This window comes from Bifidobacterium aerophilum (assembly GCF_010667685.1).
Classification (GTDB): domain Bacteria; phylum Actinomycetota; class Actinomycetes; order Actinomycetales; family Bifidobacteriaceae; genus Bifidobacterium; species Bifidobacterium aerophilum.
This window is the reverse complement of the sequence record NZ_WHZW01000001.1, coordinates 147,292-163,310: the sequence shown is the minus strand read 5'-3', so window position 1 is coordinate 163,310 and position 16,019 is coordinate 147,292. Positions and strand designations below refer to the sequence as shown.

The 16,019-nt window shown below is 63.1% G+C and carries 14 protein-coding genes and 1 tRNA gene; 9 read left to right on the top strand and 6 right to left on the bottom strand.

Annotated elements, in window-relative coordinates:
* Positions 1 to 175: 175 nt before the first annotated feature.
* A complete protein-coding gene (locus GFD25_RS00605; protein ID WP_163228909.1) occupies positions 176 to 1,429 on the top strand; it encodes an ATP-binding protein in 1,254 nt (417 codons plus the stop codon).
* Here GFD25_RS00605 and GFD25_RS00600 read toward each other — a convergent pair.
* Positions 1,396 to 2,472, bottom strand: coding sequence for a VanZ family protein (locus tag GFD25_RS00600; protein ID WP_163228907.1), 1,077 nt, complete (start codon positions 2,470 to 2,472; stop codon positions 1,396 to 1,398). The genes GFD25_RS00605 and GFD25_RS00600 overlap by 34 nt on opposite strands.
* A 347-nt stretch (positions 2,473 to 2,819) precedes the next feature.
* Here GFD25_RS00600 and GFD25_RS00595 point away from each other — a divergent pair, with 347 nt between their 5' ends.
* Positions 2,820 to 3,641: an alpha/beta fold hydrolase gene (locus GFD25_RS00595; protein ID WP_163228904.1), complete on the top strand. Its 822-nt coding sequence runs from the start codon at positions 2,820 to 2,822 to the stop codon at positions 3,639 to 3,641.
* Positions 3,642 to 3,938: 297 nt separating this feature from the next.
* Here the strand turns inward: GFD25_RS00595 and GFD25_RS00590 are convergent, their stop codons facing one another.
* The gene (locus tag GFD25_RS00590) at positions 3,939 to 5,024 is read right to left on the bottom strand and encodes a LacI family DNA-binding transcriptional regulator (protein WP_163228902.1); all 1,086 of its coding nucleotides are present in this window, start codon (positions 5,022 to 5,024) and stop codon (positions 3,939 to 3,941) included.
* A gap of 387 nt (positions 5,025 to 5,411) precedes the next feature.
* Here GFD25_RS00590 and GFD25_RS00585 point away from each other — a divergent pair, with 387 nt between their 5' ends.
* The gene (locus GFD25_RS00585; protein WP_163228900.1) at positions 5,412 to 6,680 is read left to right on the top strand and encodes an MFS transporter; all 1,269 of its coding nucleotides are present in this window, start codon (positions 5,412 to 5,414) and stop codon (positions 6,678 to 6,680) included.
* 147 nt (positions 6,681 to 6,827) lie between these two features.
* A complete protein-coding gene (locus GFD25_RS00580; protein WP_163228898.1) occupies positions 6,828 to 8,225 on the top strand; it encodes a glycoside hydrolase family 28 protein in 1,398 nt (465 codons plus the stop codon).
* A gap of 105 nt (positions 8,226 to 8,330) precedes the next feature.
* On the opposite strand, the gene GFD25_RS00575 is transcribed toward GFD25_RS00580, so the two are convergent.
* Positions 8,331 to 9,689 (bottom strand): ATP-binding protein, encoded by a 1,359-nt coding sequence (locus tag GFD25_RS00575; RefSeq protein ID WP_163228896.1) that lies wholly within the window; start codon positions 9,687 to 9,689, stop codon positions 8,331 to 8,333.
* A gap of 357 nt (positions 9,690 to 10,046) precedes the next feature.
* A complete protein-coding gene (locus GFD25_RS12355) occupies positions 10,047 to 10,175 on the bottom strand; it encodes a hypothetical protein (protein WP_275575567.1) in 129 nt (42 codons plus the stop codon).
* 252 nt (positions 10,176 to 10,427) lie between these two features.
* Here GFD25_RS12355 and GFD25_RS00570 point away from each other — a divergent pair, with 252 nt between their 5' ends.
* The 4 genes from GFD25_RS00570 to GFD25_RS00555 all read left to right on the top strand — a co-directional run bounded on the left by GFD25_RS00570 (position 10,428) and on the right by GFD25_RS00555 (position 13,894).
* Positions 10,428 to 11,462: a LacI family DNA-binding transcriptional regulator gene (locus GFD25_RS00570; protein ID WP_163228893.1), complete on the top strand. Its 1,035-nt coding sequence runs from the start codon at positions 10,428 to 10,430 to the stop codon at positions 11,460 to 11,462.
* A 171-nt stretch (positions 11,463 to 11,633) separates the two neighbouring features.
* Complete coding sequence (locus GFD25_RS00565; RefSeq protein ID WP_163228891.1) at positions 11,634 to 12,287, top strand: YczE/YyaS/YitT family protein; 654 nt, start codon at positions 11,634 to 11,636, stop codon at positions 12,285 to 12,287.
* A 142-nt stretch (positions 12,288 to 12,429) separates the two neighbouring features.
* On the top strand, positions 12,430 to 13,614 hold the full coding sequence (locus tag GFD25_RS00560; protein ID WP_163228889.1) for a hypothetical protein: 1,185 nt from the start codon (positions 12,430 to 12,432) through the stop codon (positions 13,612 to 13,614).
* A 207-nt stretch (positions 13,615 to 13,821) separates the two neighbouring features.
* Positions 13,822 to 13,894 (top strand) — tRNA-Ala (locus GFD25_RS00555).
* Between the two features lie 153 nt (positions 13,895 to 14,047).
* Here GFD25_RS00555 and GFD25_RS00550 read toward each other — a convergent pair.
* Positions 14,048 to 14,743 carry a nitroreductase family protein gene (locus GFD25_RS00550; protein ID WP_163228887.1) on the bottom strand — a complete coding sequence of 232 codons (696 nt, stop codon included), beginning with the start codon at positions 14,741 to 14,743 and terminating at the stop codon, positions 14,048 to 14,050.
* Positions 14,744 to 14,921: 178 nt separating this feature from the next.
* Here GFD25_RS00550 and GFD25_RS00545 point away from each other — a divergent pair, with 178 nt between their 5' ends.
* A complete protein-coding gene (locus GFD25_RS00545) occupies positions 14,922 to 15,326 on the top strand; it encodes a pyridoxamine 5'-phosphate oxidase family protein (protein WP_163228884.1) in 405 nt (134 codons plus the stop codon).
* A gap of 146 nt (positions 15,327 to 15,472) precedes the next feature.
* Here the strand turns inward: GFD25_RS00545 and GFD25_RS00540 are convergent, their stop codons facing one another.
* Entirely contained in the window at positions 15,473 to 16,015 is a 543-nt protein-coding gene (locus GFD25_RS00540; RefSeq protein ID WP_163229035.1) for a DNA-deoxyinosine glycosylase, read from the bottom strand.
* Between the last annotated feature and the right edge of the window lie 4 nt (positions 16,016 to 16,019).

Here is a 16,019-nt window from a genome sequence, read left to right as displayed (position 1 = left end):
GAAATTATGAAAAATGCGAAAAACTGTGTAGTCAAATTGTAGAAAAATGCAATCCGTCGTAGTATGTGTATGAGGCCAATAAGATACGCGGGTGGAAGGCGTCTGATACATGGCATTGAAACGCAAGGCGTACGAACGCTTCGAGTCCTGGAGACGGGACAAGTCGAAGCAGGCGTTGCTGGTCACGGGCGCTCGTCAGATCGGCAAGACGTATCTGGTGCGCGAATTCATGCGGTCGCATTACCGCAGCCGAGTTGAGATCAATCTTGCCGATGACAGTGCGGCACGCTCGTCGTTCGCCGCGGCGACGGATGCAGACGATCTGATGCTTCGCATTTCCGTGGCCGCCAGCATTCCGCTGGTGCCTCACGAGACGGCCATATTCCTTGATGAGATTCAGGAATGCCCGAACGTGATGGAGCACATCAAATTGCTGATCGACAAGGGCGAGTATGACTTCATTCTGTCCGGCTCGCTGCTCGGGGTGAAACTGGAAGGCGTGGACGCGTTGCCTGGGGGATATCTCACACAGGTTGAGATGTTCCCGCTGGATTTCGAGGAGTTCTGCTGGGCTAACGGTCTGCCGGAAGAAGCATGGCGGATGGCGCGCAAGGCATTCGCCGATCGCACGCCGGTGGCGGATTTCATTCATGAACGGTTGCTGAAGCTGTTCCACCGCTATTTATTGGTTGGCGGCATGCCCGATGCGGTCAACGCGTTCCTGAAGAACGGCACCATCGATCAGGTGCGCGTGTCTCAGTCTGAAATCATCCGCGTATACAAACGGGACATCGCCAAGTATGCGCCTAAGGAGAACCGGCTGGTCATCCAGAACATCTACGACCTTGTTCCCAGCGAACTGACCGGCACCAGCAAACGGTTCAAGTTCAGCTCGATCGAGAACGTCAAGCGGTTCGATCAGGTGACGGACGAATTCCTATGGCTGATCAATGCGGACGTGGCGATCGCCACGTATAATGCGACGGAGCCAAGGCATCCGTTGCTCATCTCGAAGAACGACAGTCGGTTCAAGCTGTTCTATTCCGATGTCGGACTGCTGACTGGTACGTTCATCAAGCGCGCATCCATCGATCTGCTTGACGGCAAAACCAACATGAATGTCGGCGGCGTGTATGAGAACGCGGTGGCGCAGGAACTCAACTCGCATGGATTCACCACATACTACTGCGCCAGCAAACGTATGGGGGAACTTGATTTCGTAACCGAAACGGCCGACGGGCGAGTGCTGGTGTTCGAGATCAAATCCGGATCGTCATATCGGACCCATGCGTCGCTCGATCATGCGCTGGATTCGCCGAACTGCGGCATAGACGAGGCATACGTGCTGGCGGAAACGAACGTTGAGATCGTAGGACGGGTGACATACCTGCCGATCTATATGGTTGCCATGTTCGACGTCGATGATTGAACGTCCGCCGGCAGCAGGTCGTAGGGCATCTGCTTCTTGACCCAGTAGAAGATCAGCAGCACGAACGTGAACAGGCCGGACAACGGGATCAGGCGTGCGAACACGACGATCGCGAACACCGCGGTGCGTGCCGCGTAGAACAGCATTCGCCGCCAGCCGGACCGTGGCCGCGTCTCGCAGGTCATGTGCGTGAACCCGCCGCCGAGCGTGCGTCCGCCGCGCATCCACGGCACGAGCAGTTCGAAGACGAGCAGCGCGCCCAGCGTCGCGATGTCGGAGAACGTGACGTCGTTGCCGAACACGTGGCCGACGGCCGGAATCGACTGCCATATCGCGATGTCGCGCACCACGAACATGTCGTACAGCACCGTGGCGAGCATGGTCGTCGGCATCGCCACGGCCGTGACCACCGTCAGATCGATCGCGTACGTGATGCAGCGGCGTAGGAATCCCGGCTGCGTCACCGTCGTCAGATCGTTCGCGCGCGGCGGCACGAGCCGGTCGAACAGTTTCGCCGCGGCGTAGCCGAGCACGGCGCCCAGCGTGTTCGTGATGAGATCGTCCACGTCGAACAGCCGGTACGAGCACGGGTAGAAGCCGAGGAATCCGGTCAATTGCAGTGTTTCGATCATCAGGCTCGTCGCGAAGCCGACCGGGATCGCCGCGGCGAGAGGCCAGCGGAACACGCGACCCATGATGAAGCCGAGCGGCAGGAAGAACACGACGTTCAGGGCGAGCTGCATGATCGCGGCCAGGCCGTCGGTGCGGATGTCGCCGACGAACTGCAGCGGGTTGAGCTGCGGCGCCAGATGATGCGCGGCGCAGTAGGCGACCGGATCCTCCGGCATCGGGTACAGCGTGAAGCACAGCAGGCCGATCGCGTACAGCACCGTGCCGTACGCGACGAGCGCCTGCGAAAAACGGATGCGGTTGTAGCGGTGATACAGCAGAGCCAGCACCGGCACCGTGAGCACGGCCGACACGAACGGCCACAGCGCGACCGCCAGCATGAACGGCCGGCTGAAATACAGGATATATCCCATGGTGTTTCCCTCGTCTCTCGTGTGCGCCGGGGTCTCCCGTCATCCTGGGACGTCCGGCGTCTTTCTGCCACTGTAGACGATCGGACGTCCGATCGCGCTCGTGCGCGGGGATGACCGCGATCGCGGACATCCGCGGGAACGTCATCCGACGGGAGGAGGAGCGCGTGGCCGGGACGGCGACGGTTCCGCGGAACGCCCGTCGCGCGGCATCTTCCGGACACAAGATTGGAAAACGCTTTCCAATGGGGTAGGATAGCGGATGTACCAAGCGTTCCGTATCCGCGCGTTCCGGGCCATGGCGGCCCGGCGCACGGAAACATCCCTCGTGAAAGGCGAACGGCGAAAACATGAGCGTTCAACAGATGTACGTGATCCCGGTCCACGGATGGGCTGGCTCTCCGCGCGTATGGGATTTCGTATCGTGGCCGGACGACTGGACCGTCCTGCCATATGAACTGCCCGGTCATGGCACCCGGCGCGACGACAACCCTGCCGGACCGGACGCGCCGTTCACGATCCCGGCCGCGGGCGAGGACCTGGCCGACTTCATCCGCCGCAACGTGCCGGCGGGCAAGCGGGCGCTGCTCATCGGGCATTCGATGGGAGGCCAGCTCACGCTGCACGTGCACGTGCATCATCCCGAACTCGTCGCCGGCGAAGTGGTGATCGATCCGGCGCTCGGCGCGAAGGCCGACGAGGTCGCGGGCCAGCCGGTCATGCTCAAGGCGTTGCGCGACGACGCCTGTGACACGATCGAATCGTTCATCCAAGGCGCGTTCTCCGCATACACCCCACAGCGCATGCGCGAAGCCGTCGTCGCCGACATCCGCCGTGCTGATCCTCGTGCGCTCGCCGACTACTACCAGTCCGAATACATGGATCCGGAATCGTTCGGCAACTGGGACCCGGCGATCGCGATGATGAAGCGCCGCACCAAGCCCACGCTCGGCATCTACACGACGCCCGCCCGCGCCGATTTCGAGCGCACCGCCGGCACCAGGGACGTGTCGATCTGGTCCGGCGGCCACGGCCACTTCCTGTTCCTCGAGGATCCGGTGCGGTTCGCGGACGAGGTCGTCAGCTGGGCCATCAGCCGCGGAGTGTACGAGAACGTCGGAGCCGAACTGCGGCTCGTCACGGCTGCGTCCACAGGCACAAGCCTGTCCTGATCGATCGTCGTCGTTGCCGCGGGAGTCGAGACCGTAACCCGGCAACATCGCGATCCTATTGTTGACTTATGGTCGTTGTCCGACGCCGCAACGACCATAACTCGACAGGAACGCATGTCTGTTGTTGAGTTACGGCCGGCATACGTACGACGGGGCATGCGTGACGGTGTGATCGCGCTGGTGTAATCGGATCAGTGCGATCACACCAACATGGTCGGACCGGCGTGGTCGGGGATGAGTAGTCGGATCGGCGTGGCCAGACGGCACCATCGGGCTGATACGGTCAGAACAGAGCGATCATGCGTGAGGAGGCACGATCGAGTCGCGCGCGGTGAACGTGACCGGGAAGACCGGGTGGTCGCCAAGTTCGACGGGCAGGCGCAACGCGAGCCGGGCGGCATAGTCGCCGACCTGCTCGTACGGCACGCAGACACTGCTCAATGGCGGCGTGACGGTGTCGTCGGTGGACAGGTCGTCGAATCCGGTGACGGACAGGTCATCGGGCAGCCGCAGTCCGAGCTCCCGGGCGATCCGGTACACGCGGTATGCGGCGAAGTCGGTGACGCAGACGATCGCGGTCGGCCTATGGCCTGTGTCTTGCGACAGCAACGCGCGGATGGCCGGATCGAGCTCGTCGCTGACGTTGGCGGAATGGATCACCAGCGGATCGTCGGCATCTGTCATGAATCCCCGATCGAGCATCGCGTCCCGGAACCCGAGGAAGCGTTCATGGGCGCTGGTGCGATCATCATGGCCCAGAAACGCGATGCGCCGGTGACCGGCGTCCAGCAGCGCACGTGTGGCCAGAACGACGCCGTGCCGTTGATCATAGGAGACGGAAGGTGCGTCGTCCAGTCCTGGCATGCGGGGACTGCCACATAGCACCAGCGTCGCCTGTACCGCGGCGAGCGTGTCCCGGTAGTGGGTGAAACGCTGAAGGCAGGCCTCGTCCATGTTGCGCGAGCCGACCATCAGCACGCCGGCGGCGCGTTGCCGGGCGAGCATGGACACCGCGTCCTGCGCCGCCTGCGGATCGTTGCGCGTCGCGTTCATCAACAGCATGGCGTCATGCCGTTTGGCGACCAGATCGACGCCCTGCGCGATGCGGGCAAACGGCTCGGCGAGGAACGCGGTGGTCATGAACGCCAGGGTTTTCGTGCCCACGCCCATCATCGACTGAGCGAGGCCGTTGACCACGTAATGGAGTTCGAGCGCGGCCTGTTCCACGCGGACACGGGTGCGCTCGCCGATGCGGGGATTGCCGGCCAGCGCGCGTGACGCGGTGGAGACGGATACGCCGGCGAGCCGGGCGACGTCCTTCATCGTCGCGCCGCCGCTGGCGCGCGGGCCGGACGTGGTCGATGGGGACGTGGACTGTGTCATTGGATATCGCTTTCCTCGCCGATGCGGTGATGATTACCGGTGCCTGTGCGGATGCCGCTTGACGTTGGCCGATGTCGGATGGTTGTGCGGCGATCGGTGATGCCGCGCGGTGCGGGCTCGCCATGTTGCGATTATGGCCGATGGTCGAGGTGTTTGCAAGCGTATCGCCGAAGTGTCGGAAGATCGGGGGAGGAGAGAGGCGAGCTTTGGCAAGCACTGCGAAACGCCGATTTGCAACTAGTTGCACAATCTTGTATATTCATCAACTGGAAAGCGCTTACCGAGATGATTCGATAAGTGCATGGCATCGACCGGAAAGCCGATGGCGGAACCGGGAGATGGGCGTCAACAACGACCGAACAATCCGTACAGCAAAGGAGCGGACTGATGAGCTCTGCAATAAGCGACACGATGGATGCGACGCAAGCCGCCGTCCAAGGCCCGAAAGACACGGGCAAATTCCCCTGGCGCCCGTCGATGGCGCAGTTCTTCGCCACCATCGGCTGGTATGCGCCGTTCTTCGGCATCTCCGCCGCGCTGCTGCCGGCGAAGCTCGCCGCCGTGGCCCCCGACCAGAAGGCCGACCTGCTCGCCCAGAGCACCACGATCGCCATGTTCATCGCGATCTTCGCCGGCGTCATCTTCGGCGCCCTGTCCGACATGACCCGCACCCGCTGGGGAGGCCGCTCGCCGTGGATCATCCTCGGCGCGATCTTCGGCACCATCGGTCTGCTCGTCTTCGCGCTGAGTTCCAACATCGTCGTCGTCATGCTCGCCTGGTTCTTCTACGTGGTCTGCTACAACGCGATCATGTCCGCCGGCATGGCGTGGATGCCCGACCTGATCCCGGTCAAGTACCGCGGCTCGGCATCCGCCATCTTCGGCGTCGCCACCCAGATCGGCCTCAACGGCGCCCAGTCGCTCGGCTCGCTGTTCATCACCAACGTGCCGACCGGCGTGTTCGTGCTGCTCGTCATCTCCGACATCCTGCTGTTCATCGCCGTCGTCGTGTGCAGGGAGCCGTCCAACCTCGACAAGCCGCGCGGCAAGTTCGACGTCTCCCAGTTCAAGGACTTCCTGCCTCCGATGCACGCCGGCCGCGACTACTGGTTCGCCGCATTCGCCCGCTTCATGTTCATGATGCCCGGCGGCATCGGCACCTACCGTCTGTTCACGCTGACCGACTACATGCACCAGTCCGACGCGGACGCCGCGAGGTGGATGAGCTTCATGGCCCTGCTCAACCTCATCCTCGCCGTCGTCTCCGCCGCCATCGCCGGCCCGCTCGCCGACTTCTTCAAGACCATCAAGATCCCGTGCGCACTCGCCGTGTTCGCGGTCGGCATCCCGTGCTGGCTGCCGTTCTTCATCCCGAACCCGCTCATGTACACGATCTACGTCGCGTTCTCCGGCCTCGGCGGCGGCATCTTCATCTCCCTCGACCAGGCGCTCATGACCTCCGTGCTGCCGAACAACGAAACGGCCGCCAAGGATCTCGCGTTCCTCAACGCGGCCGGCACCGTCGGCCAGCTGCTTGCCCCGCTGCTCGCGTTCGCCGTGCTCAAGGCGTTCGGCTACGCGGGCCTGTTCCCGATGGGCTTCATCGTGCTCACCCTCGCCGCGATCTCGATCTTCGGCATCAAGCGCATCAAGTGATGCGGTTCGGCGGCCCGTCCCACGCATGGGGCGGGCCGCCGTTCCATGCTTCCTGTACTGAAAAACGTTTGCCGATGTGGTGCGGATCATGCTCCCGGCGATGATCCGGCCGCACGGCGCCTACGACACATCGCAAAGGATCGGACCATGACGATCAATACCCAACATATCTACAACGTCCGTGATTTCGGAGCCGTCGCCGACGGCATGACCAACGACGGCCCGGCGATCCAGGCCGCGATCGACCGGGCCGCGGCGAACGGCGGCGGCCGCGTCGTCCTCGCCGGCGGCACGTTCCTCGCCGGCATCATCAGGCTCAAGTCGAACGTCACGCTGGAGATCACCGAATCGGCGACCCTGCTCGCCAGCCCGGACATCAACGACTACGCTGCCGACGTGCACCGCAACCGCTACCGCAACGAGACCGCGCTCGACCGGTGCTTCATCTATGCCGAAGACGCGCACGACTTCGCGCTCGTCGGCCGCGGCACGATCGACGGCAACGCGACCGCCTTCCCGAACGAGGGCTCCATCTACCGGCCGATGATGATCCGCATGCTGCGCTGCCATAACGTGCACGTCGAAAACCTGCGCCTCTACGAATCCGCCGCATGGACGACCGCGTTCCTCGACAGCGAATACATCTGGATCCGCGGCCTCGACATCAAGAACGACAAGCGCTACAACGGCGACGGCCTTGACTTCGACGGCAGCGCGCACGTGTTCGTCTCCGACTGCTACGTGCGCGGCACCGACGACAACTTCTGCCTGCAGTCCAGCAGCAAGGACTACCCGGTGCATGACATCCACGTCACCAACTGCGAGTTCTCCGGCGTGTGCGCGGGCATCCGCATCGGACTCAAATCCATCGGCGACATCTACGACGTGACGATCTCGAACTGCACGCTCGATCATGTCTGGCGCGAGGGCATCAAGCTCGAATGCACCGAAGGCGGCGCGATCAGCGACATCTCGATCAGCGACATCGTCATGCGCGACGTGACCCGCCCGATCTTCGCCGTGCTCAACAACCGTTTCGAACTCGACGACTACGGCACGTCGGTCGAACTGGACCACATGCCCGAGATCGGCACGATGGCGCGGATCTCGATCAGCAACGTCACCGCGACCGACAGCGAGGAGATGGCGAACGTGCACCGTCGCTTCACCGACGACGTGATGGGCGAACCGAAGTTCGCCGGCATCCGCTTCGACGCAGCGGACGGGCATCCGATCGAGGACGTGACGATCGACGGGCTGCGGTACACGTTCATCGGGGGAGTGAAGACGTCTGACATTCCGCCGCTGAACGACTATCCGCGGCTGGTCGACAAGCTCGTCGAGCCGGACGTCAAGTCCAGCGAGAACTACTGGCCGGACTGGTCGCGCACCGCGTTCATGGACCTGCGCAACGTGCACGGCCTCGACCTTGCGCGGGTGCGGCTGCGGTCGATCCGTCCCGACGAACGCCCCGCCGTGCTGCTCGACGGCTGCACGACCTACGCCGAACCGGACATCGTCGTCAACGGCGAACGGGCGAGGTGACGCGCGAGCCGCAACGAACGAACGGTCCCGTCATGTGTGATACGCATGGCGGGACCGTTTCGCGTTCTGAGGACTGCCGGACCGTTCGTTCCTGGGTCGGTCTTCTTATGGCAAGGCGCTCAGATCCACCGTGAACGGCATGGATTCGGGAAGACGTTCCGGCTGCAGGAACATGGTCATGTACAACGGCAGATAGGTGATCGGGCCGTCCTCTGCGATGTTGCCTTTGCATAGGACATATGCCTCGTCGAGCCCCCATTCTCTTACCTGCAGCACGTTGTCGAGTGCCTTGTGTTTCGTCCAGTCGTTGCCTGACTTGACCTCCACGGGAATCACGCGCGTTCCCGACTGCACGAGAAAATCGACCGCGCCATACTGTTTCGAATCGAAATAGTGCGGAACGAAACCCTGTGTGGTCAGCTCCTGTGACACGATGCTTTCGGTGATGCTGCCCATGTTCGTTTCGAGATCGCCCTGCAGCAAGGCGAACTGCGCATTGTCCATCGTCGCCGCGCACAGCAGACCGGTGTCGCCCATGAACAGCTTGAACAGGTTCCTTTTCTCGTTGGCCGTAAGCGGCGCGGTCGGCGACTGCACGTTGTAGCACGGCAGCGCCACGCCGGCGTCGGCCAGCCACATGAAACTGTTGGCGTATCGGCTCTGACGGGCGTTCTTGTCGATTCCGGCCAGAATGAATCGTCGGTTGTGATCGTCCAGTTGGGAGGGGATCGCGTCGAAGATCGCCCTGATTTTTGATCGGTCGGTCTTCTCCGCGTATTTGGCGATGTCCAGACGATACAGGTTGAGCAGATCGCGCTGCAGGGCAACGACCTGTGCGATGTCATGCGTGTCCACATAGCGCTGCACGGCATCCGGCATGCCTCCGACGACCATATACGCCTGGAATAGTCGGCTCATGGTGCGGTGTACGGCGTCGCTGACCGGACGCCGTGCCGCGAAATGTTCGCGCAACATGTCGAAGGTGCTGTCCTGCACCCCGTTCGCCCGGCAGAACTCCTCGAAATCCATGGGGAACATCCGATGCCGCTCCTCGAACCCGACCGGATAGGACGGGACGTCCCTGACCCGAACGCCGAGCAGTGATCCCGTTTCGACGTAGTCGAACCGCCCGTCCTCGACGAGGAACTTGATCGCGGTGCGCGCCCGAGGGCATTCCTGTATCTCATCAAGCAGGACAAGAGTATTGCCGGGCTCCAACGGCGTACGCAGGTAGGCGGTCAGATTGGCGATGATGGTCTCGGCATCCAGCGGCCCCGCGAAGATGTCGCCGGCGTGAACGTCGGTCAGGAAATTGAGTTCGGCGAAATGCGTGTAATGCCGTTTGGCGAACTCTCGGACCAGGGTGGTCTTGCCGATCTGGCGTGCTCCGGTCAGTATCAGCGCCTTGTGGTCGCGGTTGCTCTTCCATGCTTCGAGAACGTGCCATGCCTTGCGCTCAAGCATTGTCGATCCTTATGTTGTCACGTTTTTCTCTATTTTGAGAGTCGATTTGTAACGTTTTTCGGATTGAGCGACTCTTGTCAAGAGTGGAAGACTCGTTGCATTACGTGGCAGAGGTGACGGGCGGGGTCGGCGATGTCCTATTGATCGGGGCTTTGCGGAAAAGAACGATATATGGGTGGACGCCGTTGTCCGGGTATGTTCTGTTATCGGATCTTCGGTTATGGTGTGCGGGATCTTTCGATGCCGCATGGTGGTCATGGACGGTTTGCGATCATGACCGCGGAGTAAGCGAAGCGAGGCGTTCGACCGTTGTCGTCATGTGGGTCGTTCCTCGGGTCTCCGTCGAAGTCGAATGGTTCAGCGGGCGGTCTCGTTGGCGTCGTTGATGAGGTCGTTGAGCACCTTGGTGTTGGCGAAGCTGTGCTGGGCCATCGCGTTCGCGCCGTAGAGAGCCAGACCGCGGAGCATGGAATCCTTGATGGACATGATGTTTCCTTTCGTAGTGCGTGCATCGTTTGACGTACGCGTTTATCTGTTGTCGGCTCCATTTCTGAAACCGGTTTCAGAATAGCGCATGTCTCGGACCGACGCAAGAGGTCGTCGTCGACGACGGCGTTTCGCAATGGTTACAATGGGTTGCGGCACTAAGGAAGACATGAGTTACGCCATGGGCGTGACCTGCGCGAAACGAAACCGTAACGCATGAAACGCGGGCGGAAGAAAGGGCGGAAACCGTCGATGGCGAGAACCACGGGACATACCAGGCCGGTCATCAAGGACGTCGCCGCGCTCGCCGGCGTCTCCGCGCCCACCGTATCGCGCTATCTCAACGGCACGGTCAACGTCGCCGAGGACAAGCGCAACCGCATCGCCGCGGCGATCAAGCAACTCGGCTACGAGCCGAGCGTCGTCGCCCGCGCGCTGTCCAACCGGGAGATGGATACGGTGGTGGTGTTCGCCGCCAATCCTGACGCGTTCTCCACGTCGGCCACGAACCACGGCGCCGAGGCCGCGGCCCGCAGGCGCGGATTCCTGCTCAACATCGTTTCGCTCGACGAATCCGACATGGGGTCTCTCGAACAGCGGGTGCGCATGGGCCTGGCCGTGCGCCCGGCCGGTGCGATCGTCTACGAATACGACCGTTCCGGCATCGAGGCACTCAACCACATGCCGAAGGACCTGCCGTTGGTCGTGGTCGGCGGCAGCTTCGGCGACGGCGACTATCAGGTCGTCAATGCGGAACGCGACGGCGGGCGATGGATGACGCTGCACCTGCTCGATCTGGGACACCGTACCGTTGTCCACGTCGGCAGACGCGAGGGGCCGACCGACAACACGCGCACGAACGGCTGGCGCGATGCGCTTGAAGAGCGGGGGATCGCGGTGCCGGAGCCGATCGTCGTGCCGGACGATGATCTGGACGTGGCGGTGCGCGTCGGACGTGAACTGGCGTCGCGCGACGATGTGACCGCGGTGTTCGCCGGCAATGACGAGACGGCGATCGCCGTGATGAAAGGGCTGCGGGAGGGCGGTCGACACGTGCCTGACGACGTGAGCGTCGTCGGCTTCGACAACCGCAACTTCGCGTCGATGTGGCAGCCGGCTCTTTCCAGTTACACGCAGAATTTCCATGAGATGGGACAGCGGGCGTTCGGCATGCTGTACGAGCAGATACAGGCGCGTCGCGGAGGCGCCGCGGTGCCTCCGTCTCGGGTCGAGGTGGTGCAGGGGCGGCCGTGTCTGCGTGATTCGGAGCGTGCGATCGCGCGCTGAAGACGAGTGCGAAAAAGTCGGTTTTGGCGCCGCTTAAGGTAAGCGTTTGCAATAAATGCGGTATATTTCACATTGATTTACCGAGTATTTGACTTTTTAAATGGTAAGCGCTTTCCAAACTGTGTTATAGTGACATGCGGATCCATGGAATGTACATGAAAAGAGGACGGCATGCCATATTTCGTCAAGCGGATGCTCTGCTTTCTGGCCGGCATCGCCATCGAGGCGTTCGGCATCGCGCTCATCACGAAGAGCGACCTCGGCACGTCGCCGATCTCCGGCATCGCATGGGTGACGACACTGCGCTTCCCGCATATCAGCTTCGGCCTGACGACCTTCGCCGTGAACGTGATCTTCGTCCTCATTGAAGTGGTGCTGTTGCGTCGCGACTTCCACGTCATCCAATACCTGCAACTGGCGGTCACGTTCTGGTTCTCCGCCATGATCGACGTCGGCATGTTCATGCTCACGTGGTTCGTGCCGGTGGCCTGGTGGCAGCGCTGGTGCGGATTGCTGCTCGGTTGCGCGATCCTGGCCCTCGGCATCTGCATGGAAGTCGCTCCGGGGCTGATCATGGTTCCCGGCGAAGGCGTCGTGAACGCGTTCTCCATGGTGACCAAGGCGCGGTTCGGCACGATCAAGGTGTGCTTCGACGTGTCGCTGATCATCGTCGCCGCGGTGCTCTCGTTCGCGTTCTTCGGTCGGATCGAGGGCCTCGGCGTCGGCACGGTCGTCGCCGCGGTCATCACCGGGCAGATCGTCAACCTGCTCAACCGCCATTTCGAATTCGTTCCCGCTCGCCAGCCAGCGAAGGCCTGCGCCTGACCGGCGTCGCCGATTCGGTGCGACGCCGTACCGTGCCGGTTTCGAACGGCTTGTGAAGATTGTGCCGAGAACATGTGACGGTTACGTTGTTTTCACCCAAGGCTCAGCCAGTCGCCATGAATCGTCGCTATTGTTGCGATGCGTGAGGAATTTTTTCAAGGGCATTTCGATAACGTCGCTGGCCGCCGGCGCATTGGCCGCGGTCACCTCGTTCCTGTTGTCGGCGAAAATCGGCATGGCCGGGTCCGTGATCGGCGTGGCCGTGGGCTCCATCGTGTCCGCCGTCGCGACGCAGATCTACAAGAACGTGCTCAGCGCGTCGGGTGAGAAACTGCAGAACGTGACCGGCGTCGGCTCGTCGTCCAAGGATGACGGAAGCGACGGAACCAAAGCCGCGACGGATGACGCGACCGAAGTGATCGCGCCCGGAGCGTTGCGTGCCGAGACGCGATCCGCGGGGGCGTCCGATGATGCGACCCGCGTCATCAGCTCCGCCGCGATCGGCGGGATTGCCGGGAACGGCGCCGATGCCACGACGGTGATGCATCCCGTCGCCGGAACCTCGACCGAAGGCCGTGTCGTCGAGGGCTCTGCCGGGAACGCCGCCTCCCGCGGCGGTGAGGCAAGGCGTGCATCCGGTCATGCGGGCCATCTGTCCGCAGCGGCGACCGCCGCGGCATCCGCCGACCGGCAGAAGCGCGTCGCGATCATCGTCGCCGTGGTCAGCGCACTGATCGCGGTCGCCGTGACGGCCGGCATCATCATGCTGGTCACACGCGGACAAGGCACCGATACGGTGGTGCGTGACCTGGTCGGCACCACGCAGACTCCGAGTCGCCCATCCGTCGACGTGCCGGATCAGCAGAAGCCGAACGGCACGGACGGTACGACGGGCGGCGATACGACGAATGATGGCACGACCGACGGCACTGCGAACGGCACGACGAATGACGGCACGACCGGCGGCAGCGGTTCCGGCAATGATTCCACGAACGGTACGACCGGCGGTTCGTCGTCCGGCACCGGTTCGTCGTCCGGATCCGGCAGTTCGTCCGGCGGTTCGTCGTCTGAGTCCGGCGACTCGTCCTCGTCGAACGGTTCGAACGGCACAAGCGGTTCCACCGGCTCGGAAGGCTCCGGCGGCACGTCTTCGGGATCGGCAGGCTCGTCCGACTCCTCATCCGGCGGTTCGTCCGGTTCCGGTTCGTCGGACGGATCATCATCCGGCAGCAGCTCGTCCGGTTCGTCGTCCGGGTCCGGCGACTCGTCCTCGTCCGGTTCCGGTTCGTCGTCCGGTGATTCCTCGTCGTCCACAAGCGGACAGTGAGTGACGGACCTGCGACCAAGCGGTCGGGTGGCACAAGGTGAATAGGGGCCTTTGCCGTCCGACCGCTTGGTTTTCTCGTGGTCGGGGGCATGCTGGTCGGGTTGGCTCCGGCATACGTGCCCTGTCGCGACACGCCACGGTTTGCGGGTGCGTGATGTTCGTCGTATGCTGTCACAGGTTCGGCAATGAACCGATAACCGAATATTTGGGGCTATGGCGCAGCTGGTAGCGCATCTCCATGGCATGGAGAGGGTCAGGGGTTCGAATCCCCTTAGCTCCACAGATAACCCGGAATCGTTGGAATATCAACGGTTCCGGGTTTTTCGTATTCCGTCGCCGACAAGACCCGTCGAGACCCGTCCCGCGGCGCTTCCGGCGGGTTGCGGCCGTCGTAAGCCGGCAAACGACCGCAACCCGACACGACGATAGGGGCCTACGCCCATGCGAACCGGTCGCCGCCGGCCCCCAGTTCGAAATGCAGCCTGGCGACGCCCAGGCAGATATGCGCCTGCACGCCGTCCAGCGCCTCGGCGCGCACGGTACGGCCGTCGTCCAGCAACGTGAATCGAAACGGTTGCTTGCCCAGCGCGCTCGGCGCCAGCTGCACCGCCTCAAGACCATGCACGAACCAATCCGGCGCATCCTCGAACGCACCGGATTCGAGTGCGCCCAGTTCCTCGACCGGCTTGCTGCGATGCGGGCGTCCCGCACGCGCGCCATGGCCCACCGCGATCGCGGCCGGCATGCGCTCGCCCTCGCCGATCGTCCAGCGTCCCTCATGGTCGCCGGTCTCATGCAGCACGACCCAGCCGGTATCCAATCCGAGCCGCACCGCCTCCAACGCCAGACGTTCGCCCCAGTAACCGACCTTCTCGTCCAACGCGTCCGGATCGTCGCCGTCCCGGCCGATCAGCGCGATGCAATACCGCACGTTCCTGAACCGTCCGTAATGCGTCGGGCATCCGCCCAACGCGTCCGTATCGTCGTGCACGAGCTGGATGTCGAGGCCGCCGTCCGCATTGGCCTGCGCGACCGCCTCGCGCAACGCGTCCAGCGCGTCGTCGTCGATCGGCTCGTCGGTGTAGTCGCGCACCGCATGGCGGGCGCCCATCGCCTCGATGATGTCCATAGGATCTCCCTCGCAAATATGCGGCCCGCGGCCGTCGTCGTCTCCATCCTAGCGGCGCGGATGCCCGCCACGGACCCCGTGAGATTACTCACAGCCGAAACGGGCGGCGAACGGGCGCCGCGTGGCGTAATCTGAAAGACGACGCATACGCAAGACGCATCATGAAAGGATGGCCATTATGGCAACGCTCACCGCAGAGATGAAGACGTTCATCGAAAACAATCTGGGCTGGATCTCCACCGTCGACAAGGACGGCCAGCTCGACCTCGGCCCGAAGATGAGCCTGTTCGTGCTCGACGACAACCACATCGCCTACCACGAGCGCACCTCCGGCCAGGCCTACGAGAACCTCAAGAACGGCTCCCCGCTGGTCATCGCGTTCGCGAACCTCGCCGAGAAGAAGGGCTACCGCTTCCGCGGCACCGTGACCCTGCACTCCGACGACGCGATCTACGAGGCCCAGGTCAAGGTCGCCGAGGAGAAGGGCACCAAGAAGCCGGCCGTCATCCCGGTGCTCGAAGTCACCGAGATCCAGGACCTGTCCTCCGGCGCCACCGCCGGCAAGACCATCGAAAAGGACTGACGTTTCGTCGTGGTCCGGTATCGCAATCCGGTGCCACCGCAGTTCGACAGAGGCGCCGTCTTCCCCGCGGGGAGACGGCGCCTTCGCATATCCGGCCTCCGTCGTGCCGCTCGCCGATGAACGACGCGGTCGGTGATCCTGCCCGGTCAGACGTTGACCGGCACGCCGGCCTGCCGGAACGCGTCGCCGTACGCCACGACGAGATCGTCCAGCCGCATGGCCGCGTTCGCCGGACTGGTGGACGGCAGCTGAATCATCGGCACGCCGATGCCGGCCGCGTCGAGCGTCGGCGTGATGAGACGACGATACAGCTGACCTGCCTTCGCGCCGGTGACGACGACGAGGCCGACCTCGGAACCGCGCAGGATCGGCGCGATGTCGTTCGGCACCGCGTTGCGGATGGACGCGTCGGACGCGCCGACGATGTCGCACGAGGCGATCACGTCCCACAACGCGACGTGATGACGCAACGCGAACGCCGCACGGGAGACGGGGGAGTCGCCGGGAACATCGGACGGATCGGCGGGATTCGCGAACAGCGCCGCCATCACCGGCCAGAACCGGTTGCGCGGATGCATGTAATAGAACCCCGCCTCACGCGATTTCGGGCTCGGCATCGAACCGAGCACCAACACCCGGGATTCGGCATTCCATACAGGACCGAACCCATGCTCCACATGCATGACCATGACC